Origin of the sequence: Lelliottia sp. RWM.1 (assembly GCF_016859735.1) — a bacterium.
Classification (GTDB): domain Bacteria; phylum Pseudomonadota; class Gammaproteobacteria; order Enterobacterales; family Enterobacteriaceae; genus Enterobacter.
This window is the reverse complement of record NZ_WLVC01000017.1, coordinates 62,397-87,859: the sequence shown is the minus strand read 5'-3', so window position 1 is coordinate 87,859 and position 25,463 is coordinate 62,397. Positions and strand designations below refer to the sequence as shown.

23 protein-coding genes are annotated in these 25,463 nt (G+C 52.1%); 10 read left to right on the top strand and 13 right to left on the bottom strand.

From position 1 onward, the window contains the following. Positions 1–124: 124 nt before the first annotated feature. Together lplT and aas are read right to left on the bottom strand one after the other, a co-directional pair. A complete protein-coding gene (lplT, locus tag GF617_RS14110; RefSeq protein WP_203451875.1) occupies positions 125–1,318 on the bottom strand; it encodes a lysophospholipid transporter LplT in 1,194 nt (397 codons plus the stop codon). Continuing rightward, positions 1,311–3,470: a bifunctional acyl-ACP--phospholipid O-acyltransferase/long-chain-fatty-acid--ACP ligase gene (aas, locus tag GF617_RS14105; RefSeq protein ID WP_203451873.1), complete on the bottom strand. Its 2,160-nt coding sequence runs from the start codon at positions 3,468–3,470 to the stop codon at positions 1,311–1,313. The genes lplT and aas overlap by 8 nt, the downstream gene beginning before the upstream one ends. Before the next feature lie 624 nt (positions 3,471–4,094). Between aas and galR the strand changes: the two genes are divergently transcribed. Next, positions 4,095–5,111, top strand: coding sequence for an HTH-type transcriptional regulator GalR (gene galR / locus GF617_RS14100; protein ID WP_181620625.1), 1,017 nt, complete (start codon positions 4,095–4,097; stop codon positions 5,109–5,111). Here the strand turns inward: galR and GF617_RS14095 are convergent. The 4 genes from GF617_RS14095 to GF617_RS14080 all read right to left on the bottom strand — a co-directional run bounded on the left by GF617_RS14095 (position 5,072) and on the right by GF617_RS14080 (position 9,170). Beyond that, positions 5,072–5,548, bottom strand: coding sequence for a GNAT family N-acetyltransferase (locus GF617_RS14095; RefSeq protein WP_203451871.1), 477 nt, complete (start codon positions 5,546–5,548; stop codon positions 5,072–5,074). The genes galR and GF617_RS14095 overlap by 40 nt on opposite strands. Beyond that, positions 5,545–6,318: a GntR family transcriptional regulator gene (locus GF617_RS14090; protein WP_181620627.1), complete on the bottom strand. Its 774-nt coding sequence runs from the start codon at positions 6,316–6,318 to the stop codon at positions 5,545–5,547. Before GF617_RS14090 ends, GF617_RS14095 begins: the two co-directional genes overlap by 4 nt. Before the next feature lie 91 nt (positions 6,319–6,409). Then, positions 6,410–7,837, bottom strand: a complete 1,428-nt coding sequence (locus GF617_RS14085; RefSeq protein ID WP_203451869.1) for a glycoside hydrolase family 1 protein — start codon at positions 7,835–7,837, stop codon at positions 6,410–6,412. Between the two features lie 7 nt (positions 7,838–7,844). Then, positions 7,845–9,170: a PTS sugar transporter subunit IIC gene (locus tag GF617_RS14080; RefSeq protein WP_181620629.1), complete on the bottom strand. Its 1,326-nt coding sequence runs from the start codon at positions 9,168–9,170 to the stop codon at positions 7,845–7,847. A 300-nt stretch (positions 9,171–9,470) separates the two neighbouring features. Between GF617_RS14080 and GF617_RS14075 the strand changes: the two genes are divergently transcribed. Continuing rightward, positions 9,471–10,508: a LacI family DNA-binding transcriptional regulator gene (locus tag GF617_RS14075; protein ID WP_181620630.1), complete on the top strand. Its 1,038-nt coding sequence runs from the start codon at positions 9,471–9,473 to the stop codon at positions 10,506–10,508. Here GF617_RS14075 and lysA read toward each other — a convergent pair. Continuing rightward, entirely contained in the window at positions 10,478–11,740 is a 1,263-nt protein-coding gene (lysA, locus tag GF617_RS14070) for a diaminopimelate decarboxylase (protein ID WP_203451868.1), read from the bottom strand. The genes GF617_RS14075 and lysA overlap by 31 nt on opposite strands. 124 nt (positions 11,741–11,864) lie before the next feature. On the opposite strand from lysA, the gene GF617_RS14065 reads away from it, so the two are divergent. Next, positions 11,865–12,824 (top strand): LysR family transcriptional regulator, encoded by a 960-nt coding sequence (locus GF617_RS14065; protein ID WP_203451867.1) that lies wholly within the window; start codon positions 11,865–11,867, stop codon positions 12,822–12,824. Here GF617_RS14065 and GF617_RS14060 read toward each other — a convergent pair. Further along, positions 12,817–13,365, bottom strand: coding sequence for a flavodoxin family protein (locus tag GF617_RS14060; protein ID WP_181620633.1), 549 nt, complete (start codon positions 13,363–13,365; stop codon positions 12,817–12,819). The genes GF617_RS14065 and GF617_RS14060 overlap by 8 nt on opposite strands. A 41-nt stretch (positions 13,366–13,406) precedes the next feature. Continuing rightward, positions 13,407–13,832: a DoxX family protein gene (locus GF617_RS14055; RefSeq protein WP_181620634.1), complete on the bottom strand. Its 426-nt coding sequence runs from the start codon at positions 13,830–13,832 to the stop codon at positions 13,407–13,409. A gap of 179 nt (positions 13,833–14,011) precedes the next feature. On the opposite strand from GF617_RS14055, the gene GF617_RS14050 reads away from it, so the two are divergent. Beyond that, positions 14,012–14,410: a helix-turn-helix domain-containing protein gene (locus tag GF617_RS14050; RefSeq protein ID WP_181620635.1), complete on the top strand. Its 399-nt coding sequence runs from the start codon at positions 14,012–14,014 to the stop codon at positions 14,408–14,410. A gap of 34 nt (positions 14,411–14,444) precedes the next feature. On the opposite strand, the gene GF617_RS14045 is transcribed toward GF617_RS14050, so the two are convergent. Further along, positions 14,445–15,137 carry an aspartate/glutamate racemase gene (locus GF617_RS14045; protein WP_181620636.1) on the bottom strand — a complete coding sequence of 231 codons (693 nt, stop codon included), beginning with the start codon at positions 15,135–15,137 and terminating at the stop codon, positions 14,445–14,447. A 135-nt stretch (positions 15,138–15,272) separates the two neighbouring features. On the opposite strand from GF617_RS14045, the gene GF617_RS14040 reads away from it, so the two are divergent. The 6 genes from GF617_RS14040 (at position 15,273) to GF617_RS14015 (ending at position 21,570) form a co-directional block, all read left to right on the top strand. Further along, on the top strand, positions 15,273–15,596 hold the full coding sequence (locus GF617_RS14040; protein WP_181620637.1) for a cupin domain-containing protein: 324 nt from the start codon (positions 15,273–15,275) through the stop codon (positions 15,594–15,596). Between the two features lie 553 nt (positions 15,597–16,149). After that, on the top strand, positions 16,150–17,040 hold the full coding sequence (locus GF617_RS14035) for a carbohydrate ABC transporter permease (RefSeq protein WP_181620638.1): 891 nt from the start codon (positions 16,150–16,152) through the stop codon (positions 17,038–17,040). Continuing rightward, the gene (locus GF617_RS14030; RefSeq protein WP_181620639.1) at positions 17,033–17,935 is read left to right on the top strand and encodes a carbohydrate ABC transporter permease; all 903 of its coding nucleotides are present in this window, start codon (positions 17,033–17,035) and stop codon (positions 17,933–17,935) included. Before GF617_RS14035 ends, GF617_RS14030 begins: the two co-directional genes overlap by 8 nt. Before the next feature lie 12 nt (positions 17,936–17,947). Then, positions 17,948–19,075, top strand: coding sequence for an ABC transporter ATP-binding protein (locus tag GF617_RS14025; protein WP_181620640.1), 1,128 nt, complete (start codon positions 17,948–17,950; stop codon positions 19,073–19,075). Between the two features lie 13 nt (positions 19,076–19,088). Beyond that, the gene (locus GF617_RS14020; protein ID WP_181620641.1) at positions 19,089–20,375 is read left to right on the top strand and encodes an ABC transporter substrate-binding protein; all 1,287 of its coding nucleotides are present in this window, start codon (positions 19,089–19,091) and stop codon (positions 20,373–20,375) included. A 67-nt stretch (positions 20,376–20,442) separates the two neighbouring features. After that, positions 20,443–21,570 (top strand): oligogalacturonate lyase family protein, encoded by a 1,128-nt coding sequence (locus GF617_RS14015; RefSeq protein ID WP_181620642.1) that lies wholly within the window; start codon positions 20,443–20,445, stop codon positions 21,568–21,570. Positions 21,571–21,649: 79 nt separating this feature from the next. Here GF617_RS14015 and GF617_RS14010 read toward each other — a convergent pair whose 3' ends face one another. The 3 genes from GF617_RS14010 to kduI all read right to left on the bottom strand — a co-directional run bounded on the left by GF617_RS14010 (position 21,650) and on the right by kduI (position 25,040). Then, the gene (locus GF617_RS14010) at positions 21,650–23,083 is read right to left on the bottom strand and encodes a sugar porter family MFS transporter (protein WP_255547680.1); all 1,434 of its coding nucleotides are present in this window, start codon (positions 23,081–23,083) and stop codon (positions 21,650–21,652) included. 295 nt (positions 23,084–23,378) lie between these two features. After that, a complete protein-coding gene (gene kduD, locus GF617_RS14005) occupies positions 23,379–24,140 on the bottom strand; it encodes a 2-dehydro-3-deoxy-D-gluconate 5-dehydrogenase KduD (protein WP_181620644.1) in 762 nt (253 codons plus the stop codon). Positions 24,141–24,203: 63 nt separating this feature from the next. After that, on the bottom strand, positions 24,204–25,040 hold the full coding sequence (gene kduI / locus GF617_RS14000) for a 5-dehydro-4-deoxy-D-glucuronate isomerase (RefSeq protein WP_181620645.1): 837 nt from the start codon (positions 25,038–25,040) through the stop codon (positions 24,204–24,206). Positions 25,041–25,463 lie beyond the last annotated feature (423 nt).

Genomic DNA, 25,463 nt, shown 5'->3' with positions numbered 1-25,463 from the left:
CTCCATCATGAACATGGAACCCTTTTTACACCAGCCACCGGATCGGTCAATCGATCCTTAACTGATCGGCATTAACCTCCTGGTTGCCGTTTTTCATCTTTTTGCGAACTGCAGACCGTGCCATTTAGCGGCGGCGTTGCCAACCCCATAATCCCGCAATCGCCAACGCAAACAGCGCCCCGAAGCCCACACCAATGCCCACCACCGGTATACCCACTTTAACGGCCAGCGAGTAGAGTCCCAGCATCAGCAGCATTGCCGTGTTTTCACCAAGGTTTTGTACCGCAATGGCATTTCCCGCCCCAACAGTATGTTTGCCTCGCTCCTGCAACAATGCATTTAATGGCACAACAAAAAAGCCACCAAGAATGCCGATCAGTATCAATAATGCGTAAGCCGGTAGCAATGCGTGTTGCAGGGAGAAAACCAGCACCACAACACCAATCAAGATCCCGGCAGGCATGCAGCGTGCAACGGTATCGAGCGTCACCAGTTTTGCTGCTGCCCCGGCCCCAACCACAATCCCCACGGCAACCATGGCATTGAGATAGGTCGGCGTCGCGTTGTCAGTAATACCAAGTGCTACAGGAACCCATAACACCAACAGAAAACGCAGCGTTACGCCTGCGCCCCAGAACATGCTGGTTCCCATGAGCGAGAAGCGCGTTTCACCGTTACGCCACAGTACCCGGCAGGCGTTAAAGAAACTGGCCGTCATCGGTTTAACACGCCAGGATTGCCCTGGCCTCGCGACGGGTAGCTTAGGAATAAACAGGTTTGCAATGACCGCGCCGCCATACACCACCGAACAAATCCCGAGTGCAGCCAGTACATGCCAGTCAGCCAGCACGCCCCCGGCAACCGAACCTATCAGGATCGCTGCAATGGTCGATGACTCCATCAAACCATTCGCTTTTACCAGCTTATCACCGGTCGTCAGTTCACCCAGAATTCCGTACTTCGCGGGTGAATAGGCTGCTGCGCCAATCCCTACCAGCTTGTACCCGATAAACGGATTAAAACCAACACAGATACTGGCCGCCCCAAGAAGCTTGAGGCTGTTAGCGAACATCATGACGCGCCCTTTCGGGAAACTGTCTGCCACTTGTCCAACAAATGGCGCAAAGATAATGTAAGCACCCACAAACACCATCTGGAGAACGGGCTGACTCCAGTCAGGGTAAAACTCCGCTTTCAGCAACGCCAGAGTGGCAAACAACAACGCGTTGTCACCAAATGCGGAGAGAAACTGTGCGGCGATGACCGCCATCATGCCTTTTGACCAGATTGACGTGTTAGTGTGTACTGACTCACGCATGTTGCTGTTCCGCCTGTTCAACCATGCCTTTCAGGGTAACAAAATCAGGTTTGCCGCTTCCCAGCACCGGAAGTTGTTTGAGATAACGGATATCACGCGGGACGGCCAGTTCAGGAATGCCATGTTCACGCGCATACTGCAAAAGACGCTCACGTTTAAGCTCGCTATCGGTCGTAAACAACACCAGCGCTTCGCCTTTACTGGCATCACTTTTCACTACCGTGGCATGAAGCTTGTCGGCAGAAACAGCCGTTGCCAGCTGTTCAACCATCTCCAGTGAGACCATCTCCCCTGCGATTTTGGCGAAGCGTTTTGCGCGGCCCTGAATTTGCACAAATCCCTGTTCATCAAACCGCACGATATCGCCGGTGTCATACCAGCCGGTCTCGATCTCGCCTTCGACGTTTTCCGCCGTCGGCGCTTCCAGCACGCCAGGGTTCTCAACACGCAGATAGCCGTTCATTACATTCGGCCCTTTCAGTTGCAAACGGCCACCGTCATCAATTCCCGGCACGGCCAACAAGCGAGCATCCATTCCCGGCAGAATGCGCCCTACCGTTCCCGGTTTTGCCGCCATTGGCACGTTGATAGAGACCACAGGCGCGCATTCCGTTACCCCGTAGCCTTCCAGAATACGCAGACCAAACTTGTCCTGCCAAATCTGTCGGGTGCTGTCCTGCAGTTTTTCGGCTCCGGCAACCACGTAACGGATACGATAGAAATCATACGGATTTGCAAAACGGGCGTAGTTACCCAGGAATGTCGAGGTTCCAAACAGCACCGTGCAGTTACGGTCATAAACCAGCTCCGGCACGATACGATAGTGCAACGGGCTAGGATAGAGGAACACTTCGGCGCCAGTAAGCAGGGGCGTAAACAACCCGACAGTCAGACCAAAAGAGTGGAACAGGGGCAGCGCCGACATAAAACGATCTTTCGCAGTAAAGTCGGCAATGGTTTTGATCTGCTCAACGTTCGCCAGCAGGCTTTTATGGCTGTGAACCACCCCTTTCGGGTTGCCTTCAGAACCAGAGGTAAAGAGGATAATTGCCGCATCTTCCGGCTGCTGTTTCACCTGCGCCAGGCGCGGCATCAGCAAATGAGCGAAAATCCACAGCTTGTCACCCGTCGTGACGTCTGCTTTCAAATCTTCCAGGAAGACCCAGCGAACCTGAGTGAGCTGTTCCGGCAAATGCCACAGCTTCCCTTTATCCAGGAACTGGCGAGAGGTAAAGACCGTCTGGATCTGTGCCGCCGTAATCGCACTGGTAAGCCCTTTCACACCCGCCGTGTAGTTCATCATCGCCGGAATGCGCCCGCGCGACACCGCGCCAAAAATCACAGCCGCACTGATACCGGCATTGGGCAGCATCAGGCCAATTTTTTCGCCTTTTTTGCTGTATTTCTCAAGAATGCGGCCAACAAACAACGTCTTAGTCAGCAGTTTACGGTAGGTATCTGGCGTGAAGTTAATGTCTTCAACGCAGTTTTTCTTCGCGCCAAAGCGATACTGAGCCGAGAGTAAAGCCTCATACAGCGTTTCGCGTGGGCGAACGGCCATGCGCGCTTCCATCATAATCTGATGCAGCATTTCCCCCGCAATTTTACGGCGATCGCGCGCGCGCGGCGCATCAGGCATCGGCAGCGTTGTTGGCGGCAGAATATGCAGCGTGATTTTGGGGAACATGCGTTGTTTAACCAGCCCTTTCAGGCGGCTGAACGGGGTCAATTCAGCCCCTTCAATACGCAGCGGAACGACGGTCGCCTTTGACTTCGCAGCGACAAAGCCTGCGCCATCATAGATTTTCATCAATGACCCCGTCACCGAAATGCGACCTTCAGGGAAAATAACCACCGGGCGTCCCTGCTCAATCAGGCGCACCAGGTGTTTGATCATCATAGGTTTTGTCGGGTCCAACGGCACAAAATCAATGAGCGGCGCGAGCCAGCGCATAAACCATTTTTGACTGATGGAACTGTACACCGCGAAGACGGGCCGCCCTGGCAGAAAAAGCGCCAGCAAAATGCCATCAATAAAGGAGACATGGTTTGGGGTGATGAGCACGCGCTCGCCCAAAAGCGCCTGGGCATCGCCCGTGACACGAATGCGAAAGAGGATACGAAATAGTGTACGGAAGAACCCAAAAAGCATCTCAACTCCCTTTGCCTGTCAATTTGTGGGGTTACGCTAAATTGTGGCAGATTACACGAGAAGTGCTAAGGGGGCGACAGCTAAAATAGAGGCGAAAAAAAACCTGCGCATCCGCGCAGGCTGGTGCAAGAGATGAGTACGAAACCGTACCAAGAATTCTCACCAATCAATACCTCTGGGATCTTGATTGTGGCTGTTCGCCCTGGGCTTCGCCAGCAAGAAAACGCAAGGGAATGAGCCTAAGTGCAACCAGGTGTGAATATTCTCTTTTGCTGTTACAGGTTGAACTGTGAGGCAAAAAAAAACCTGCGCATAAACGCAGGTTGGTGTAAATCGTGTTAATCAACCGGAGTTGAATTCACCTATCAATACCTCTGGGATCTCGACTTTATCAATCCCGGAACAAATCCGGCTATCAGACAATCGCAACAGCCTGAGGCAAAGTGTAACTAAAGGTTCAGATTGACATTATTTTGACATGCCTTGCTGTGTAACGATTACACCAGTACGGCATGTTCTGCGTCACGTTTGTCGATTGCAAAACCCCTCTCCCCTTGAATGCGTGGCGCTTTTCCGCAACACTAGTTGGTGTGTAAACGCTTACCCCCACTAAGAAGGTACTAAATGGCGACAATTAAGGATGTGGCCCGTCTGGCTGGTGTGTCTGTCGCTACCGTCTCGCGCGTGATCAACGATTCACCGAAAGCCAGTGATGCGTCGCGCCAGGCGGTACAGAGCGCCATGGAGACGCTGAACTACCATCCCAACGCCAATGCCCGCGCACTTGCCCAGCAGTCGACAGAAACGGTGGGACTGGTGGTCGGTGATGTGTCTGACCCCTTTTTCGGCGCGATGGTCAAAGCCGTAGAACAAGTTTCATACCAAACGGGCAATTTTCTGCTGATCGGCAATGGCTACCATAATGAGCAAAAAGAACGTCAGGCCATTGAGCAACTGATTCGCCACCGATGTGCTGCCCTGGTGGTACATGCCAAAATGATCCCCGATGCCGACCTCATTCATCTGATGAAACAGATCCCCGGCATGGTATTAATCAACCGTATTATCCCTGGCTTTGAAAAACGCTGTGTGGCGCTTGATGATCGTTATGGCGCATGGCTTGCCACCCGCCATTTAATTCAGCAGGGTCACACGCGCATCGGCTATCTGTGCTCAAACCACCCGATTTCCGATGCGGACGACCGCCTGCAAGGGTATTACGATGCACTGCGCGAAAATGGTCTGCCGTGCAATGACCGTCTGGTTGCCTACGGCGAGCCGGACGAAAGCGGTGGCGAGCAGGCGATGACGGACCTGTTAGGTCGTGGGCGCAATTTTACTGCCGTAGCCAGCTATAACGACTCTATGGCCGCTGGCGCAATGGGCGTGTTAAATGACAACGGCATTGATGTCCCGGCAGAAATTTCGTTGATTGGTTTCGATGATGTGCTGGTTTCTCGCTACGTGCGACCTCGTCTGACGACCGTGCGTTACCCGATTGTCACCATGGCGACACAAGCCGCTGAGCTGGCATTAGCACTGGCAGATAAACGCCAGCCGCCAGATATTACCCATCTGTTCAGCCCGACGCTGGTCCGCCGTCACTCTGTTGTGCCACCAGCGGACTCGCAAAGCGAGTAGTGATAGAGATGCACCGTTTTATCCGGGTATTCCAGCGCGTCACCGATGTACTGCCAGCCGTAGCGTTCGTAGAAATCACGGCAGGCAGACCAGAGATGCAGCTCGGCGTACCCGGCGCGTCTGGCATAATCAATAACATATGCCTGTAATTGTCCGGCAAGCCCTTTCCCCCTGGCGGCTTCATTAACGTATAACGCCGCCAGCCAGGGGAAAAGATCCTGGCGCGTTATCAAATCACAGCGCCATAACCCTACCGTTCCCAGCAGTTGTTCCCCGTCCAGGGCGACAAAAGTCAGCGGCAGCGCATCGGCCTTCTGGCTATGATCAATCACACTTTTGAAAAACCCACGTGGCACGCCCTCGCCAAACGCCTGCCAGAGCCAGTCAGTAACCTGTTCTGCAAACTGAGGAACGGCGTAAAGCGGCAGAATCGTCACACCAGTTTCCCCTGAAAAATGGGTACGGATTCAAAAAGGTAGCCGTCAAAATCGGGCGCATCTTCGTCAGACAACTCCAGCAGGCTCTTTTTCACGTTTTCCAGATGCTGGAACATGGCCTGCCAGGCCCCCATAACGTCGCGGCGACGCAATGCAGCAAGAATGGTTTGCCTGTCACCAAGCCATTTAAGCCGGTACGCACGACTGGCAATATGCACATTGAACTGCTGCCACAGCGGGCTGCTGTCCATGTGATGCCAGACGCTTTCGACGGTCGCCAGCAGCATCTGATTTTGCGTCGCCCCCGCCAGCACCAGATGGAACATCTTGTTGTTATCCTGGCTATTGTCATCGGCGGCAATTGCACGTTGTTCTTGTTCGATAATCCGGCGCAGATTATCGATATCAGCGCGCGTCGCCATTTTGGCGGCAAACGCAGCAATATTGCTTTCAAGTAACTGGCGCGCCTGCAAAATTTCAAACGGGCCTACATCGCTATTCAGAAAGCGCTCTTCTTCATTTTCATGTTCTTCGGGAATGCGCATCACGTAGACACCCGATCCCTGGCGAATATCGACCGTGCCTTGTAGCTCCAGCATCAGAAGGGCTTCACGCACAATGGTACGGCTCACGCCGTAGGTTTCAGCGATATTACGCTCCGGTGGCAAGCGAGAGCCAACGGGATAATGTCCCTGGATAATTTGCGCACGCAAATCCTCGCCAATTTCCTGGTACTGTTTTTTTTCCAGCGGGACGACTGCCTTATCCACGTGATCACCTGTGCTTATCAGTTAATGCGCAGACCGGGCATCCTCCCGGCCAGTTTGTGCGCTATTTTACCAGAACCTGCCGTGTTTTCGCCTACTTCCATTCATCATCAACACAGAGCGTGAGCACGCGCGCATCGCGCAGTTGCCGGAACCAGGTCGCTGATTTTTTCGGATGACGGGCACGATTATCGGCGAGGTCGATCTCTATCAATCCATACCGGTTTTTGAAAGCATTCATGGGAGAGACGTTGTCAGTAAACGCCCACAGCATGTAACCGCGACAGTTTGCCCCCTCTTCCCTCGCCAGCAGCGTGTAATAGAGGTGTTCACTGATAAAGTCGATACGGTAACTGTCGTCAATCACCCCATCGCGGCGACGAAACTGTGCTTCGTTTTCCACCCCCATGCCGCTTTCCGCCACGAACCAGTCGATATTGCGGTAATCGCGTTTAATGCGCATTGCCATGTCATAGATAATGCGCGGGTAAATCTCCCAGCCGCGGGATTTATTCATCCTGCGTCCTGGCAGCTCGAAAGGCTCGTAGTAATACGCCGGATGGAAAGGTGTTTGCGGATGCCAGGCCCGTGAAGGCGCTTTGACCCTGTGCGGGTAATAAAGGTTGATACCCAACTCATCAACGGTGTTTTCAGCGATCAGCAACAGCTCTTCCGGGGTGTAATCCCAGGCGACCTGATGCTGCTCCAGGAGTGTAAAAAGCGCCTGAGGATAGTGCCCATGCACCAGAGGATCGAGAAATACACGGTTGTAGAAGAGATCGTAAATCTCCGCCGCGCGTACATCGTGCTCGGCTCGTGAGCGGGGATAAGTCACTTCCGGGTTGAGGATACAGCCCACCGAGCCGCGATAACCTTTTTCACGGAAATGCTTCACTACTTTCGCCGTTGCCAGCACTTTATGGTGGTTCCACTGCATCCAGGTTCCCGTGTTCTGTTCGTACGGCCAGCGCAGGGCATCCAGGTAGACGCGCGTTTGCACCACAATCGGTTCGTTGAAGGTAAACCAGCGCGTCACTTTCGCATGATAGCGCGCGAACACTTTTTCGGCGTAACGCACGAACAGCTCAACCACATGCTTTGATGCCCAGCCTCCGTAGGTTTCCAGCAGCACGCCCGGCAATTCGTAATGCTCCAGGCAGATCATTGGCTCAATACCCTGACGGTGCATCTCATCAAACAGGGCATCGTAATACGAGGCGTATGCTTCATCGACCGTCGCATTTTCATAGTCCGTCAAAAAACGCGACCAGTTGATCGAGGTGCGATAATGCGTCAACCCCGCCTGCTTCATCAGCGCGACATCTTCACGGAAGCGGTTGATAAAGTCGGTGGCGACCGCCGGGCCGTAACCGTCATGCCAGACGTGACGATCGTTTTTGTACCAGAGATCGATCCACGAGTCCTGCCCCTCTCTTTTCCCGCTCCAGCCTTCAGTCTGCCAGGCAGAAGCCGCCGCCCCCAGGATGAAATCCTGGGGAATGGTCATGCGTTTTGTACTCATGGCATCCTCATGCATTGTTAGTGGCTTGTTGCAGTGCCGCCTGCTCGGCACGGCGGGAAGCAATCTTCACAAAGGGCAGATAAATAAGCACAGCAGTAATAATACAGATGAGCTGGGTAATCACCGCCCCCATTGAACCTGCCGTTGAAAGCCAGGCGTTTATCAGTGGCGGCGTTGTCCATGGAACCATCACCACGGCTTTCCCGGCAAAACCGGTTACCGTGGCAAAATAACCGATGGAGCCCGTCACCAGCGGCGTGATAATAAACGGGATCGCGAGGATAGGGTTCAGCATGATTGGCATGCCGAAGATAACCGGCTCGTTGATGTTAAACAGGCCGGGGCCAATGGACAGCTTGGCTATCTCTTTCATCTCTTTACGTTTCGTCCCGATCATCACCGCGATCAGCAGACCAATCGTCAGCCCTGATCCGCCGATGCTCATGTACACATCCCAGAAGGGCATGGTGATGATATTGGGGATCTCTTTACCCTGCTCGAAGGCGCTCATGTTGACAGTGATCGCCCCCAACAGCAGCGGTTCGCGGATCGGCTTGATCATCTGATTCCCGTGGATGCCAATCACCCAGAACAGCTGTGCGACAAACATCAGCAGCAAGATCCCTGGCAGGCTTTGTACGACGCGCTCCAGCGGTTGTTGCACCACCTGGTACACCGCGTCATAGAGGTACATGCCGGTAATTTGATGGAAAACAAAACCAAAAGTCGCAATAGCGGTTGTGGTGATAATCGCCGGGATCAGCGCGGAGAACGACGCCGCTACGTTAGGCGGTACGGTATCCGGCATTTTGATTTTCAGGCCCTTGCGGGTTTCCAGCCAGCAGTAAATCTCGACGGATAAAATCGCGATGAACATCCCGAGGAACAGGCTGCGGGTGTCGGAGAACTGACGCAGCAGCACGTCCTTCACCACATGCATCTGCCCATCGACCAGCATTTCCACGGTGGTTGGGGTCACGCAGATAAAGCAGATCACCGCCAGCAGGCCAGGGAAAAGTGACTTGATGCCGTTGATACGCCCCAGTTCAATACCGATTAAAAAGACCGCGCCGATATTCAGAAAGTTGAGAGTGGCGTAGTTGAGCGCACTGGTGATGGGCTTTAAGGTCGCGAGAAATGAGAGCGCCTGAAAGCTGGCTAAACCATTTTTTGGATCCAGCACCATGTTGGAGATCAGCACAGAGAATGCCCCAACAATGATGACCGGCATGAGGGTAATAAAGGCAGATTTGATCGCCATGATATAGCGATAGCTATTGAATTTAGTGGCAAAACTGCCCAGAGCGTCGATCAGTTTTTCCTGCAATGCCATAGGGTAATACCTCAGTAAAAGGGCTTTTATTGGATAAGGTGTACAGCCTGCTTCTATTGGCATACCAAAAATAGCTTCACAGCGCTCATGGTTCTGTGATTAAGCTCTCAACACCACAATAGGTATTCCAAATAATGATTTATGACTACTTTGGCATACCACTTATCCTCATTCATTCTGCTCCGGTTTACCGCGACCGAAAAGCGTGATCATGGTGGGGATTTTGCCCTCCCCATCCCGCGTATGTGCCTGACGGTCTGTGATAAACTGCAGACCATTACGTGGAAGCAGGAATTATTCATGGCAACAATGCTGGATGTCTCATTACGGGCGGGCGTGTCGAAAGCCACGGTATCGCGCGTGTTGAACGGCACAGGTCAGGTTAAAGAGAGTACGCGTCAGCAGGTATTTCGTGCGATGGAAGAACTGGGCTATCGTCCCAATTTTCTGGCGCGATCCCTCGCCAACCGTACCAGCAACAGCATTGGCCTGGTGGTCTCTACTTTTGACGGCTTTTACTTTGGTCGTTTGCTGCAACAGGCGTCACGTCAGACGGAAACCCACGGCAAACAGCTGATTGTGACCGATGGCCATGATGCGCCTGAGCAGGAAGAACTGGCGGTTCAAATGCTGGCCGATCGCAAGTGCGATGCCATTGTGCTTTACACGCGCTACATGAGCGAAAAAGCGATCATGAAGCTTATCCATACCGTACAAACCCCGTTAGTCGTCATCAACCGTGAGGTAAGCCAGGCGGCGGATCGCTGTGTCTTTTTTGAGCAGCAGGATGCTGCATTTAAAGCGGTGGATTATCTGATAAGCCAGGGTCATCGCGAAATCGCCTGTATGACAGTGCCCATTCATACCCCAACCGGTAAAGCGCGTCTGATGGGCTATCGTAAGGCACTGGAGAAACACGGTATTCGCCTGGATGAGCGGCGGGTGAAATACGGTGATGCGGGAATGACACGCGGCTATGAGCTGTGCAAAGAGTTGATCGCTGAAAATGTCCCGTTTAGCGCCCTGTTTGCCTGTAATGATGATATGGCGCTCGGTGCGTCCAAAGCGTTACATCAGGCCGGGTTACGCATTCCGCAGGACATTTCACTGTTTGGTTTTGACGATGCCCCCAGCGCAAAATGGCTGGAACCTGCACTTTCATCGGTCTATCTGCCCATCGACAGTATGATTGTTACCGCTATCGACCAGGCAATCCGGCTGGCAAAAAACCAGCCGGTCGAAACGATCCCGCCTTTCACCGGTACGCTGGTACTGCGTGATTCGGTAACAACGGGACCTTATTTCAGTCAGAAAAGCTCCAGCGCCAGTAACTCCTGAATGGTCTGGCGACGGCGAATCAGCCGCGCCACGCCGTGATCAAACAGCACTTCTGGCAGTAGCGGGCGGCTATTGTAGTTAGAGGACATCGACGCACCATAAGCCCCTGTATCGTGAAGCACCAGGTAATCACCTGGCTTCACTTCCGGCAGCGCGCGGGTTTCCACTTTTCCGCCTTCCTGTTGCGTAAACACGTCGCCCGATTCACACAATGGACCCGCGACAACCGTCTCAACACGCGGGGCTTGCGTTAAATCGCGGCCATCTCCGGCCAGGGCGGTAATGTGGTGATAGCTGCCGTACATCGCCGGGCGCATCAGATCGCTAAATCCTGCATCAATAAGCACGAAATGGCGCGACCCCATCTCTTTCACACTGCGAACTTGCGCCACCAGCACGCCAGACTCCGCGACCAGGAAACGCCCCGGCTCAATTTCAAGCTTCACAGGATGACCAAGATGGGCGGCGATTTTATCGCGCGCAGCACTCCACAGGCCATAGTAGTGCTCGGTATCGATCGCCTCTTCCCCTTCGCGGTAGGGAATGGAAAGGCCGCCACCGGCTGAGATCGCCTCCAGATCCTGACCAAAGTCGATCACCTGGCGCACCATTGCGCCGCAGACCTGCTCAAGATGACCATAATCCACGCCGGAGCCGATATGCATATGAATGCCTACCAGCGTCAGGTTGTAGTGCTGCAATACCTCCAGTGCGGCGGGCAGATCGCTGTACCAGATACCGTGCTTGCTGTTTTCCCCGCCGGTATTGGTTTTCTGACTGTGGCCGTGACCAAAGCCTGGGTTAACGCGTAACCAGACACGGTGACCTGGGGACATTTTGCCAAGCTGTTCCAGCATGTCTACAGAACCTGCATTCACCGGAATACGTAATTCATGCACCCGCGCCAGCGTCGCGTCATCAATCAGATCAGCAGTAAAGACTATCGCATCGCTGTCGCCTTTTGGATCGTAACCCGCAGCCAGCGCACGTTCGATTTCTCCCAGTGATACCGAATCCACTTTTACGCCCTGCTCACGCATCAGACGCAGAATATGGATGTTGGAGCAGGCCTTCTGCGCAAAACGCACCACGTCAAACTGATGCAGCGCCGCAATCTTCTCACGGACAATCTGCGCGTCATATACCCAGACAGGGCAGCCGAATTCAGCAGGAAGGCGCAGTAAGTTGTCGGCGTTTAAATCGGTATCAGTCTGGTTGAGTGGGCGTGGCATGGTCTTCTCCGGGTATGTCATTTTTTTTATGATTACGCCACAGCATGAAGAGAATAAAAAATATCGTTTTATCGCGAGTCTATGCAAAAATGATATGGAGTGCATTTTCGCCACCAGGAACCTTATGCCCGCCGTCAACTTACGCCATATCGAGATTTTTCATGCGGTCATGACCACCGGAAATCTCACCGAAGCTGCACAGATGCTGCATACCTCTCAGCCGACAGTCAGCCGCGAACTGGCGCGCTTTGAGAAAGTGCTCGGGCTAAAGCTGTTTGAACGTACCCGCGGTCGTCTTCACCCGACGGTGCAGGGGTTGCGCCTGTTCGAGGAAGTGCAACGCTCCTGGTATGGGCTGGATCGTATCATTAGCGCAGCAGAGAGCCTGCGGGAATTTCGCCAGGGTGAGCTGTCCATCGTCTGCCTGCCCGTGTTCTCCCAGTCATTCCTTCCCTTGCTGCTACAGCCTTTTCTTGCTCGCTACCCGGAGGTGAATCTCACGATTGTGCCGCAGGAATCCCCCCTTCTTGAAGAGTGGCTCTCCGCTCAGCGCCACGATCTCGGTCTGACTGAAACCCTGGCAACCCCTGCGGGTACTGCCCGCACGGAATTGCTGTCATTAGATGAAGTCTGTGTGTTGCCTACAGGACACCCGCTGACCCACAAACGTGTCCTGACCCCTGCCGATTTTCAGGGCGAAAACTACATTAGCCTGTCGCAGACCGACAGCTACCGGCTGTTGCTGGATTCGCTTTTTGCAGAGCATCAGGTGAAACGGCGTATGGTGGTTGAAACGCACAGTGCGGCGTCAATTTGCGCCATGGTGCGTGCAGGTGTGGGAATTGCGGTTGTGAACCCGTTAACGGCGCTGGATTATGCAGGAAGCGGGATTGTGATCCGCCGATTTAGCGTCTCCGTCCCCTTCACGGTGAGCCTGATCCGCCCGCTGCATCGCCCGGCATCTGCGCTGGTTGATGCTTTCAGCGAGCATTTGCAGGGAGGGTTGAGCACACTGACCACACAGCTGGAAAATGTGCTCAACAGCACGCCCGACTCAACGCCGGGCGTCAGCAAACTCAGTTAAAACGTTTTGCGACAGACGCCACACGCTCGCCGAATTTGACTGCGGTATCCAGATCGCCAGTGGCGATCGCACCTGCGTCTGCATCTGACGGAGACTGTACCAGCAGACCGACTGAGCCACCCAGGTTGTTAATGTCCTGACGCGTAGAAGCCAGTGTGTTTGCCGGAGGAAGGCCCAGGCTCACCCAGATCCCGCCATGTTGAGACGCCAGCGTTTGCAGGTACTGCAGCGAAACCTGTTTGTCACCGTTCAGGCTCGCACTGTTGCTGAAACCGGCAAACACTTTGTCCTGCCAGCTGCGAACGAACCAGGCTTTAGAGGTCGCATCAGCGAACTTCTTGAACTGCCACGGCACGCTGCCCATATAGGTTGGCGCACCAAAAATAATGGCCTTCGCATCGTTCAGTTTTTGCCAGTCGCTTTCCTGAATATCACCATTGCTGTCAATCGCGATCAGTTCAGCCTTCGCCCCTTCTGCAACCGTTTCGGCTACGCGTTTAGTATGACCGTAACCAGAATAATAGATAACTACAACGCTCATGGTATATCTCCTGATGCAATATTGCTTTGAAAGTCAGTTAATTAAGCCTTGCGCGATACAGCATATTTTCCCGCGCCGAGGAACATAATGCACAGCCCACCCAGAAAATAGAGCGCTTCACTTTCGAGCGCCCATGCCCCCACATCCGTCAGCGAGAAGAATTTCCCCATTCCCACCAACAGCGTGGCGACAAGAATATTGAAGGCATAGATAAATGCAGCCGGACGTGTCAGCCAGCCGATAATGATCAGCACAGGGGTGATGATTTCACCGATAAAAACGCCATAGGCAATAAAGCCTGGTAATCCCTTTTGTTCGAGTAGCGCAGAAATCCAGCCTACACCGTGGTCAATCTTCGCCACTCCATGAAACAACATCAAAATACCGAATGTCAGACGTAGCAACAGGCGGCCAAAATCCGGGTGGTTGGTATAGCGAGTAAATACGGCATCAATAGTATTCAGCATAGTGAATTTTCTTATTTGTCAGCGTGCTATCAAACATTCAACGAACAGCATCGGTCTCCCGAGTTGCCATTTTCGGTTCCCTGGTATCAAATAGAAACCTTACGTCGTTTTATACACGCAAACATTCACTTGCGTAAGAAGGCACTTTTACCTCACCTGGTTACCTCGAGGGAACCACCATGACCGACACCGAAATCGTAAAAACGGATATGCCGCCTTATAACGTCTTCGATGAACGCTGTCCGACACGCGACGTACTGGCACGCATTGCTGACAAGTGGGCTTTATTAATCCTGGCTCGTCTGGAAAACGGACCGATGCGCTTTAACAACTTACAACGGGATATTCAGCGAATTACCAAGAAAGTGCTGACTCAGGCACTGCGCAAGCTGGAACGTGATGGACTGGTTTCTCGGGCCGTGTTCGCCACCGTTCCGGTCACTGTGGAATACAGCCTGACGCCACTGGGCCAGGCGTTAACCGAAACGGTCACGGTGCTGGCCCACTGGGTGGAAAGTAATATGGATGCAATTGTGGCAGCGCAGTCAGCGTATGACGCGGCCAATGCCTCCGCCTGACATACTGGCCGGGTCATGCCCGGCCAGACGTTGCTCAGGAGAGCATAAACTCGACGGCATCCGCCGCATGAATAGCGGCCGTATCAAAGACCGGGATTGGGCTACGCTCAACCGGGACTAGCAGGCCGATTTCAGTACAGCCGAAAATCACCCCTTCAGCCCCTTGCCGCGCGAGTTTGTCGATCACGTTGACGTAGTATTCGCGAGAAGCCTCGCTGAAGGTTCCCAGGCAGAGTTCATCAAAAATGATCTGATTGATCCGCGCCCGATCTGCATCATCCGGAACCAGGCTTTCAATGCCAAACTGGCTGCTCAGTCGACCGCGATAAAAATCCTGCTCCATGGTGTAACGCGTGCCCAGAAGCGCCACACGTGACAAACCTGCTGCGGTAATCGCACGCCCGGTGGCATCCGCAATATGCAGAAAAGGCAGCGGGCAGGCGTCTTCAATGTGCGACGCCACTTTGTGCATAGTGTTGGTACACAGCAGAATACCCTGCGCTCCGGCACGTTCCAGCCCCAGAGCCGCTTGCGCCAGTATGTCACCCGCTTTGTCCCACTCACCTCGCGACTGGCAGAGTTCGATTTCGTGGAAATCAACACTATGCAGTAACAGGCTGGCCGAATGCAGTCCACCAAGACGCTGCTTCACCCCTTCATTAATCAGGCGATAATAAGGAATGGTTGACTCCCAGCTCATTCCACCTAACAGACCGATCGTTTTCATACTGGCTCCTTTATGTTTCTTCCAGTGAAGCAAACTTGTGATCCTGTTTCCAGTTCTTTGGCTATCCGTTTCTTTTTAACTCATGGTGATATAAATTAAATGAAACATTGTTTCATTAGATAACAGGACCGAGATATGTTTATTTTTCACAAAGAGACGACGCTTGACGATCTGGGCAATGGCGTCACACGCCGAATTTTGGCACACAACGGCAAGATGATGGCGGTAGAGGTGAACTTTGAACAAGGCGCAATTGGCCCGATGCACAACCATCCGCATGAACAGTTGACCTATGTGCTTTCTGGAGAGTTCGAGTTCACCATTGGCGATGAAAAGCATGTGGTGACGGCAGGCGATACCCTCTACAAAGAGCCACATATTATGCACGGCTGCGTCTGCCTCAAACCAGGTACGCTGCTTGATACCTTTACCCCTGTCCGCGAAGATTTCCTCAAATAAGTCAAAAGGGCGATGCTTCCACTCGCCCTCTCCTTCTTTTTCCCGTTCAGCATGCCACTGCACTGACCAGATAAAAAAGCCAGAATTCTCTCAATAGGTATCAGCTTAAATGTGATGCCGAACTATCAACATTAGTAGTTAGCATCCAGCGGTTATCATTGTTATTGATCATCACACTGCCATCAAAACGCACTCTTACTGACTGACCTGGTCATACCCGCCTGAGTAAAAAGTGCCACCTTCCTCACCTTATTGAAACAGCGTTTCGACCTCGATCACATTTCCATCATTAAGCGAATGACGTAGAAATAAATAGCAATAAAATAAAATAAAACGATGTTTTAGTATTCGAGAACAACAGTTCGAGTGTTTTTAAAACCCTGACAGGGCATGTCAGTAAAAACTCAAGAAATGTTCCGAAAAACAGAAGGTAAAGGGAGTAACCACAACGCGCGTCATACCGAATACATCTCCCCAGGCTTTCCCAAAGGCGTGGGGCAACAGCATCACAATCGGATTCCGTTTTAAACCATTGATTGCCAGGTAGGTATGTATGAATGAAAACAAAATGCTGGGGCTAGCGTGGATATCACCCTATATAATCGGGTTGATAATCTTCACCGCGTTTCCCTTTGTTTCATCTTTCTTTCTCAGTTTTACTGATTACGATTTGATGAGTCCTCCGGTGTTTAACGGCATCGAAAACTATCGCTACATGTTTACTGAAGACACGCTCTTCTGGAAATCCATGGGTGTCACTTTTGCATATGTATTTTTAACGATTCCGTTGAAACTGGCATTTGCACTGGGCATTGCGTTTGTTCTTAACTTTAAATTACGCGGCATCGGTTTCTTCCGTACTGCTTACTATATTCCATCCATTTTGGGTAGCTCCGTTGCGATTGCCGTACTGTGGCGTGCACTGTTTGCTATCGATGGCCTGCTGAACAGCTTCATCGGCGTGTTTGGCTTCGATGCCGTGAACTGGCTCGGCGAACCCTCTCTGGCGCTGATGTCCGTGACCTTACTGCGCGTCTGGCAGTTTGGCTCTGCGATGGTGATCTTCCTCGCGGCACTGCAAAACGTTCCACAGTCTCAGTACGAGGCGGCAATGATCGACGGGGCATCTAAATGGCAGATGTTCATGAAAGTGACCGTTCCGCTGATTACCCCGGTCATCTTCTTTAACTTCATCATGCAGACCACGCAGGCGTTCCAGGAATTTACCGGACCGTATGTAATCACCGGCGGGGGACCAACTTACTCCACTTATCTGTTCTCGCTTTACATCTACGACACCGCGTTCAAGTACTTTGACATGGGTTACGGCGCTGCACTGGCCTGGATCCTGTTCCTGGTAGTCGCTGTCTTTGCCGCTATCGCCTTTAAGTCCTCGAAATACTGGGTGTTCTACTCCGCCGATAAAGGAGGCAAAAATGGCTGATATTCAACAACTCTCCACGGCGCGAAGCATCGCAGAGCGCGAAGTTGCCCGCACGCTGCGCAAGGAGAAAATCAACGCCAGTATCCGCTATGTGATCCTGCTGTTTGTGGGTCTGTTGATGCTCTACCCGCTGGTCTGGATGTTCTCCGCGTCGTTCAAACCGAACCACGAGATATTCACCACATTGAGCCTGTGGCCGGCACACGCAACCTGGGATGGCTTTATTAATGGCTGGAAAACCGGGACCGAGTACAACTTTGGTCATTACATGCTTAACACCTTTAAGTATGTAATTCCTAAAGTCATTCTGACCATTATTTCCTCCACCATCGTGGCGTATGGCTTTGCCCGCTTCGAAATTCCGTGGAAGAAATTCTGGTTCGCCACGCTCATCACCACCATGTTACTGCCGAGCACCGTACTGCTGATCCCACAGTATCTGATGTTCCGCGAAATGGGCATGCTGAACAGCTATATGCCACTGTACCTGCCGCTGGCATTTGCCACTCAGGGGTTCTTCGTCTTCATGCTGATTCAGTTCCTGCGCGGCGTACCGCGTGACATGGAAGAAGCGGCGCAAATCGACGGCTGTAACTCCCTTCAGGTGCTGTGGTATGTGGTCGTGCCGATTCTGAAACCGGCCATTATCTCTGTCGCACTGTTCCAGTTCATGTGGTCAATGAATGACTTTATCGGGCCGCTGATTTATGTCTACAGCGTGGATAAATACCCGATTGCACTGGCTTTGAAAATGTCCATCGACGTCACCGAAGGTGCGCCGTGGAACGAAATTCTGGCAATGGCGAGCATCTCCATTCTGCCATCTATCATTGTCTTCTTCCTGGCACAGCGCTACTTCGTACAGGGCGTAACCAGCAGCGGAATTAAAGGTTAAGAGGGAAATATCATGGCTGAAGTTATCTTCAACAAACTGGAAAAGGTTTACTCCAACGGCTTCAAAGCGGTACATGCTATCGACCTTAAAATCGCTGAAGGGGAGTTTATGGTGATTGTCGGGCCATCCGGCTGCGCCAAATCCACCACCCTGCGTATGCTGGCGGGTCTTGAAACCATCAGCGGCGGCGAAGTTCGCATTGGTGAAAAAATCGTGAACAACCTCGCGCCTAAAGAGCGTGGGATTGCGATGGTGTTCCAGAACTATGCACTTTATCCACACATGACGGTGCGCGAAAACCTGGCCTTTGGTCTTAAGCTGAGCAAGCTGCCAAAAGACCAGATCGAATCTCAGGTTAATGAAGCGGCCAAAATCCTGGAGCTGGAAGAGTTGCTGGACCGCTTACCTCGCCAGCTTTCTGGTGGTCAGGCACAGCGTGTGGCCGTGGGCCGCGCGATTGTGAAAAAACCAGATGTGTTCCTGTTTGACGAACCGCTGTCCAACCTGGATGCCAAACTGCGCGCCTCAATGCGTATCCGTATCTCTGACCTGCACAAGCAGTTGAAGAAATCAGGCAAACCGGCTACCACCGTTTACGTCACTCACGATCAGACGGAAGCGATGACCATGGGCGACCGTATTTGCGTGATGAAACTCGGTCACATCATGCAGGTAGATACCCCGGATAACCTCTACCACAAGCCAAAGAATATGTTCGTTGCGGGCTTTATTGGTGCGCCAGAGATGAACATTCGTGCCAGCAAACTGGTGGAACAAGAAGGTCGTCTGCATATCACTATTGGCAATGAAACCATGCCGTTAAACGAGCAACAGCAGGAAAAAGTTGCTCGCTACAAAGATCAGGATCTGTTCTACGGCATTCGCCCGGAATTTGTCTCCCTGTCCGACGAACCTTTTGCCGAGGGTGGCTGTAGCGGCGAGATGGTACGTGTCGAAAATATGGGTCATGAATTCTTTGTGTACCTGAAAGTCGCAGACTACGAACTGACTGCCCGAATTCCTTCTGATGAAGCTAAACCGATGATTGATAAAGGTCTTCATCGTAAGGTGTATTTCAAGTTTGATATGAATAAGTGTCATATTTTTGACGCAAAAACTGAACAGAACATCTCTCTCTAATGGAGTTATAAAAATGAAAAAAGTGCTTTTAAGCGCCGCTATCTCCGCTACCCTGGGACTTACCGCTCTGCCATCGATGGCGAAAGATGTTGATTTACGTATGTCCTGGTGGGGGGGCAATGGCCGCCATCAGGTGACGCTGAAGGCGTTAGAAGAGTTCCACAAACTGAATCCGGATATTACCGTGAAAGCGGAATACACCGGCTGGGACGGTCACCTTTCCCGTCTGACCACCCAGATTGCGGGCGGTACTGAGCCAGACGTGATGCAAACCAACTGGAACTGGTTGCCGATCTTCTCGAAAAACGGTGACGGCTTCTACGACCTGAACAAAATGAAAGATGTGATCGACCTGACGCAGTTCGATCCCAAAGAACTTCAGTCCACCACCGTTAACGGCAAACTGAACGGGATCCCGATTTCAGTCACCGCACGCGTCTTCTATTTCAACGATGAAACCTGGAAGAAAGCGGGCGTTGAATACCCGAAAACCTGGGATGAGCTGATGGCGGCGGGTAAAGCGTTCGAAAGCAAACTCGGCAAACAGTACTACCCTGTTGTCCTGGAGCACCAGGACACACTGGCGCTGCTGAACTCTTATATGATTCAGAAGTACAACATTCCGGCGGTTGATGAGCAGGCGAAGAAATTCTCGTACAGCAAAGAGCAGTGGGTGGAGTTCTTCCAGACATACAAAAAACTGGTTGATAGCCACGTCATGCCAGACACCAAGTACTATGCGTCGTTTGGTAAGAGCAACATGTACGAAATGAAACCGTGGATCCAGGGTGAATGGGGCGGTACGTACATGTGGAACTCCACCATTAACAAGTACTCCGATAACCTGAAGCCACCAGCCAAACTGGAACTGGGTAACTACCCAATGCTGCCGGGTGCGACGGACGCAGGTCTGTTCTTTAAACCTGCCCAGATGCTCTCGATTGGTAAATCCACCAAAAACCCAGAAGCAGCGGCCAAAGTCATTAACTTCCTGCTGAACAGCAAAGAAGGGGTTGATACGCTGGGCCTTGAGCGTGGTGTTCCACTGAGTAAAGCAGCAGTGCAATTCCTGACGGAAGACGGCACGATCAAAGAGAGCGACCCGTCTGTTGCCGGTCTGCGCCTGGCACAGTCCCTGCCAGCCAAATTGTCCGTATCGCCTTACTTTGATGACCCGCAGATCGTCGCGCAGTTTGGTACTTCTCTGCAGTACATCGACTATGGCCAGAAAACGGTAGAAGAGACCGCAGCAGACTTCCAGCGTCAGGCTGAACGTATCCTGAAACGAGCAATGCGCTAAGTCCTATCCATCATAAATACCCTGCCGCTTTTGCGGCGGGGTATTTTTTTATCTCAAGGAGAGAAAAATGAAAGGCAAAATCATCCCGCTGAATTTTCGCACACGCCTGGACAGTGAAACCGGACACGAAGTGATACGGATGACGCCCCCGCACATTATTTGTCACCGTAACTACTTCTATCAAAAATGTTTTACCCGCGATGGCAGCAAACTGATTTTTGGCGGTGCGTTTGAAGGGCACTGGAATTACTACCTGCTGGATATTGCGCAGCAACAGGCGACCCAACTGACCGACGGTGCAGGCGATAATACCTTTGGCGGTTTTTTATCGGCTGACGACCAGTCCCTGTGGTACGTCAAAAATAACCGTGAACTGAGACTCGTCGATCTTGCCTCGTTCGAAGAACGGATTGTGTACGAGGTCGATGACGAGTGGGTGGCTTACGGAACCTGGGTCGCAAACACCGACTGTACCCGGCTGGTCGGTATCGAAATCAAGAAAAGTGACTGGCAGCCGCTCACCGACTGGAGCAAATTCCGCGCCTTTTACTTTACGCAACCCGAATGCCGCCTCATCAATATTGATTTACGGACAGGTGAAAGACGCGTGATGTTGCAGGAAAAACGCTGGCTCGGACACCCTCTCTATCGCCCGTTTGACGATAATACCGTCGCCTTTTGCCATGAAGGGCCGCGTGATGCGATCGACGCCCGTATGTGGCTGATTAATGAAGATGGCAGCAACGTGCGCAAAGTTCGTCAGCACGCGCCGGGTGAAAGCTTTACCCATGAGTTCTGGGTTCCGGATGGTTCCGCACTTTATTACGTTACCCACAAGGAAAACGATCCACAACGCTATCTGTTCAGTGCCAATCCGCAAACACTGGAGAACCGCCAGTTGATGGCTATTCCGCCTTGCTCTCACCTGATGAGTAACCACGACGGCTCGCTGATTGTTGGCGACGGTGCGCCGCACAACACCGGCGATATTAGCCTGAACGATCCGTTTATCTGGGTATTTGATATTCGTGCGGGAACGCAGAAAGCGATTTGCCAGCACAACACCAGCTGGAAAGTGCTGGATGGCGACCGCCAGGTGACGCATCCCCATCCGTCGTTCTCGCCGGATAACAAATGGGTTCTGTATACATCTGATGAAGAAGGAATGCCTGCACTTTACCTGTGTGCGGTCTGACGTTCTTGTTCTCCCCCTCTCCCGGCCAGAAAGGAGGAGAACTGTATGCCCGGTAAACGTACGCTACCGGGCATTAACCTTACACGCCGATATCACGCAACTTCTCTCCCGCCATCAGCTTGCGTTCAATGTGCTCCAGCGTGACACCTTTAGTTTCAGGAATAAGCCAGAACGTGACGCCAATAAACGCGATATTCAGAACGGTATAGAGCCAGAAGGTTCCCGCTGCGCCAATCGAATCCAGCAAGGTGAGGAATGTCGCGCCAATGATCATGTTCGACACCCAGTTCGTGGTAGTGGAACAGGTGATACCGAAGTCACGGCATTTCAGTGGCTGAATTTCGGAACACAAGATCCACACGACAGGTGCGGCACTCATGGCATAGCCGGCAATACACATCATGGTCATACCAACGGAGAGCCATGAAAGACCGCTCGACGCTGTGCCATTATCGAACTGCATCAGGCAATAGCCCAGGATCAACGTCCCCAGCGCCATTACGCTAAAACCAATTTTCAGCGCGGGTTTACGCCCCGCTTTATCTACCGTGAACACCGCAATAAAGGTGGCGAACATAAAGGTCAGCCCAACCACCAGGGTGGCAATCATCTGCTGCTCCGTCGTGGTGAAACCCGCCATTTTGAAGATGCGCGGCGCGTAATACATGATGATGTTCATCCCGGTAAACTGCTGCATTGCCTGCAACAACATGCCGAGGAACACCGCCCGACGCACGTTGTGGTTCACCTTAAAGAGCGCCCACCCCCCCTGCTTCAGCTTCAGGCTTTCGCGGATTTCATTCAGCTCGTCACGTGCTTTCTCAGAGGTATCGCGCAACATCCGCAAGACCTCTTCCGCCTCCACATGACGTCCTTTTTGCGCCAGCCAGCGTGGGCTGTTCGGCAGGAAAACCACCAGAACCATCAGCACCAGGGCGGGAAGTGCCAGCACGCCAAGCATAGCCCGCCAGTTACCGGTGTAGCTAAACCAGGTATCTGACAGAAATGCCAGCACGATACCGAGCGTCACCATCAGCTGATACATACTGATCATTTTGCCGCGTACATTTTCACTGGCCATTTCGGAGAGATACAGCGGCGCAGTGTATGACGCAATCCCCACGGCGACCCCGAGCAGCACGCGGGAAAGCAGTAATAGTTCGATACCCGTGGCGAAAGCGGAGCCCAGTGAGCCCGCAACAAACAAAATCGCCCCGACCATCAGGCTGTATTTACGTCCCAGCCGGAAAGAGAGCCAGCCGTTGAACAGCGCCCCTATGGCGGCCCCCAGCATCATGCTACTGACCACCCACTCCTGCAGGCGGCTACTGAGGGTAAAGTGATCGGTAATAAAGGGTAATGCACCGGCAATCACACCGATATCCAGCCCAAACAACAAGCCTGCCACCGCTGCCGCGATAGAGACGAACTGGTTCATACGTCGGGTGTCGCGCACTGCACCTAGCATAAGGGTAGAGTCATTTATAGATGTCATATTTTCCTGCCTGAACAGCGAAATTCGTTAACTGAAATTACGAGATAGCGAGAAAAAGTGTCAGGCGGGAATTCGCGAAGTTATGGATTATTTGGCTGTGCAATAGCGATCTGTGATGGACATTACAATTTAAACTAATGGTGAATAACAGCTTAATTATGTTAAGTCATTAATTTCAAATAAATAAAACTGTGATGCACGTCATTTATGAATTACTGATATGGATTTTTCATCTTTATCGATATGGATAATGGTAATTTTCAGGCAAAAAAAACCTCCACCCGTGGGCAGAGGGTCTTATTCATGCTGCGGATTAGCGCGCCAGCCAGCCACCATCCACCGCGACGGTATAACCATTGATGTAATCGGATGCTGGTGAGGCGAGGAACACAATCGGCCCCTTCAGATCGTCTGGCAGACCCCAGCGACCTGCCGGGATACGGTCGAGGATCGCCGCACTACGCTCTTCATCCGCACGCAGTTGCTGGGTGTTATTGGTCGCCATGTAACCCGGTGCAATTGCGTTGACGTTGATGCTGTGCTGTGCCCATTCATTCGCCAGCAGACGAGTTACGCCCATCACAGCGCTTTTCGACGCAGTATAAGACGGTACACGGATGCCACCCTGGAAGGAGAGCATGGAAGCGATATTAATGATCTTGCCGCCGTTGCCCTGCGCGATGAAATGCTTCGCCGCCGCCTGAGACATGAAGAACACGCTCTTGATGTTCAGGTTCATGACATCGTCCCAGTCGCGCTCACTGAAGTTGATTGCATCTTCACGGCGGATCAGACCGGCGTTATTCACGAGGATATCAATATGACCAAATTCAGCCACCGCACGATCCAACAGCTCAGGGATCACATCAATTTTACGCAGGTCAGCGGTCAGGCTCAGAAAACGGCGGCCCAGCGCAGTGACACGCTCAATAGTTTCAGTCGGCTCAACAATGTTGATGCCAACAATATCACAGCCCGCTTCCGCCAGACCTAACGCCATACCCTGGCCCAGACCGGTATCACAACCAGAAACGACAGCCACTTTACCTTGCAGAGAGAATGCATCCAGAATCATGTTTTTTCCTTACTCTTTCAGCGCCTGTCACGAACAGGCATGTTTATGCTTAACTGCCCGCGACTAGCGCAGATCTTTAACAGCGACGTGGTCCATGTCATCAAAGACCTGGTTTTCACCGACCATACCCCAGATGAAGGTATAGGCGCGGGTTCCCACGCCTGAGTGAATTGACCAGCTCGGAGAAATCACGGCCTGCTCGTTGTGCATCACGATATGACGCGTTTCCTGCGGCTGCCCCATCATATGGAACACGCAGGCGTCCTCTTCCATGTTGAAGTAGAAATAGACTTCCATGCGACGCTCGTGGGTGTGGCACGGCATGGTGTTCCACAGGTTGCCCGGCTCAAGCTCGGTCAGCCCCATGCTGAGCTGGCAAGTTTCCAGCACATCCGGAACAAAGTATTTGTTGATGGTGCGACGGTTGCTGGTGAGGTTATCGCCCAGCGTGACCGGTGAAACATCCGCTGGAGTCACTTTTTTGGTTGGATAAGCGGTGTGGGCTGGTGCGCAGTTGTAGTAAAACTTAGCGGGCTTACCGCTATCGATACTGGCAAAGATCACCTCTTTTGCCCCTTTACCGACATACAACGCATCGCGATGACCGATTTCATAACAGTGGCCGTCAACGGTGATTGTGCCTGGGCCACCAATGTTTATCACACCCAGTTCACGGCGTTCCAGGAAGTCACTCACGCCCAGCTGTTTGCCCACTTCACCGCCTACAGAGACCATTTTTGCCACCGGCATAATGCCGCCAACGATGATGCGGTCAATGTGGCTATACACCATGGTGTAAGCATCGGCTTCAAACACCTTTTCAACTAAAAACTCATTGCGCAGTGCCTGGGTATCCAGCGTCTTAGCATGCGCGCTGTGGATGCTTTGTCTGACGTCCACATTACCCTCCAGAATTGATCGTGCCCAAAGGCAAAGATAATTAACGAAACAACGTTCCGTTTTCTCGATTGGCACATAGTATCTGCTGAGAAATGGCTTTTCAATTACATTTAAAACAACGTTTCAATTTTTCCGCATCTTAATGCCAAAAATGTAGTTCCGATCACGATTGTTGGGAGGTTGACGCAGAAGCGCCTAATGAGATGGTCTGGAAGGTTTAAATATTTATGATAATTAACAATGCATTATAAAACCTTCAAAATTTGACGGCATAAAAAACATTCGGTGCTAAAAATCAAAGATACGGATCGGTATTTCTCTTTTTCTTATAAATTGAGTCACCAGTCACACATAATGAAACAATGTTTTGATATTTTATCACTTGGTTTTTAACTTATCTTTCATTCAGGTTCGGCGGTGACT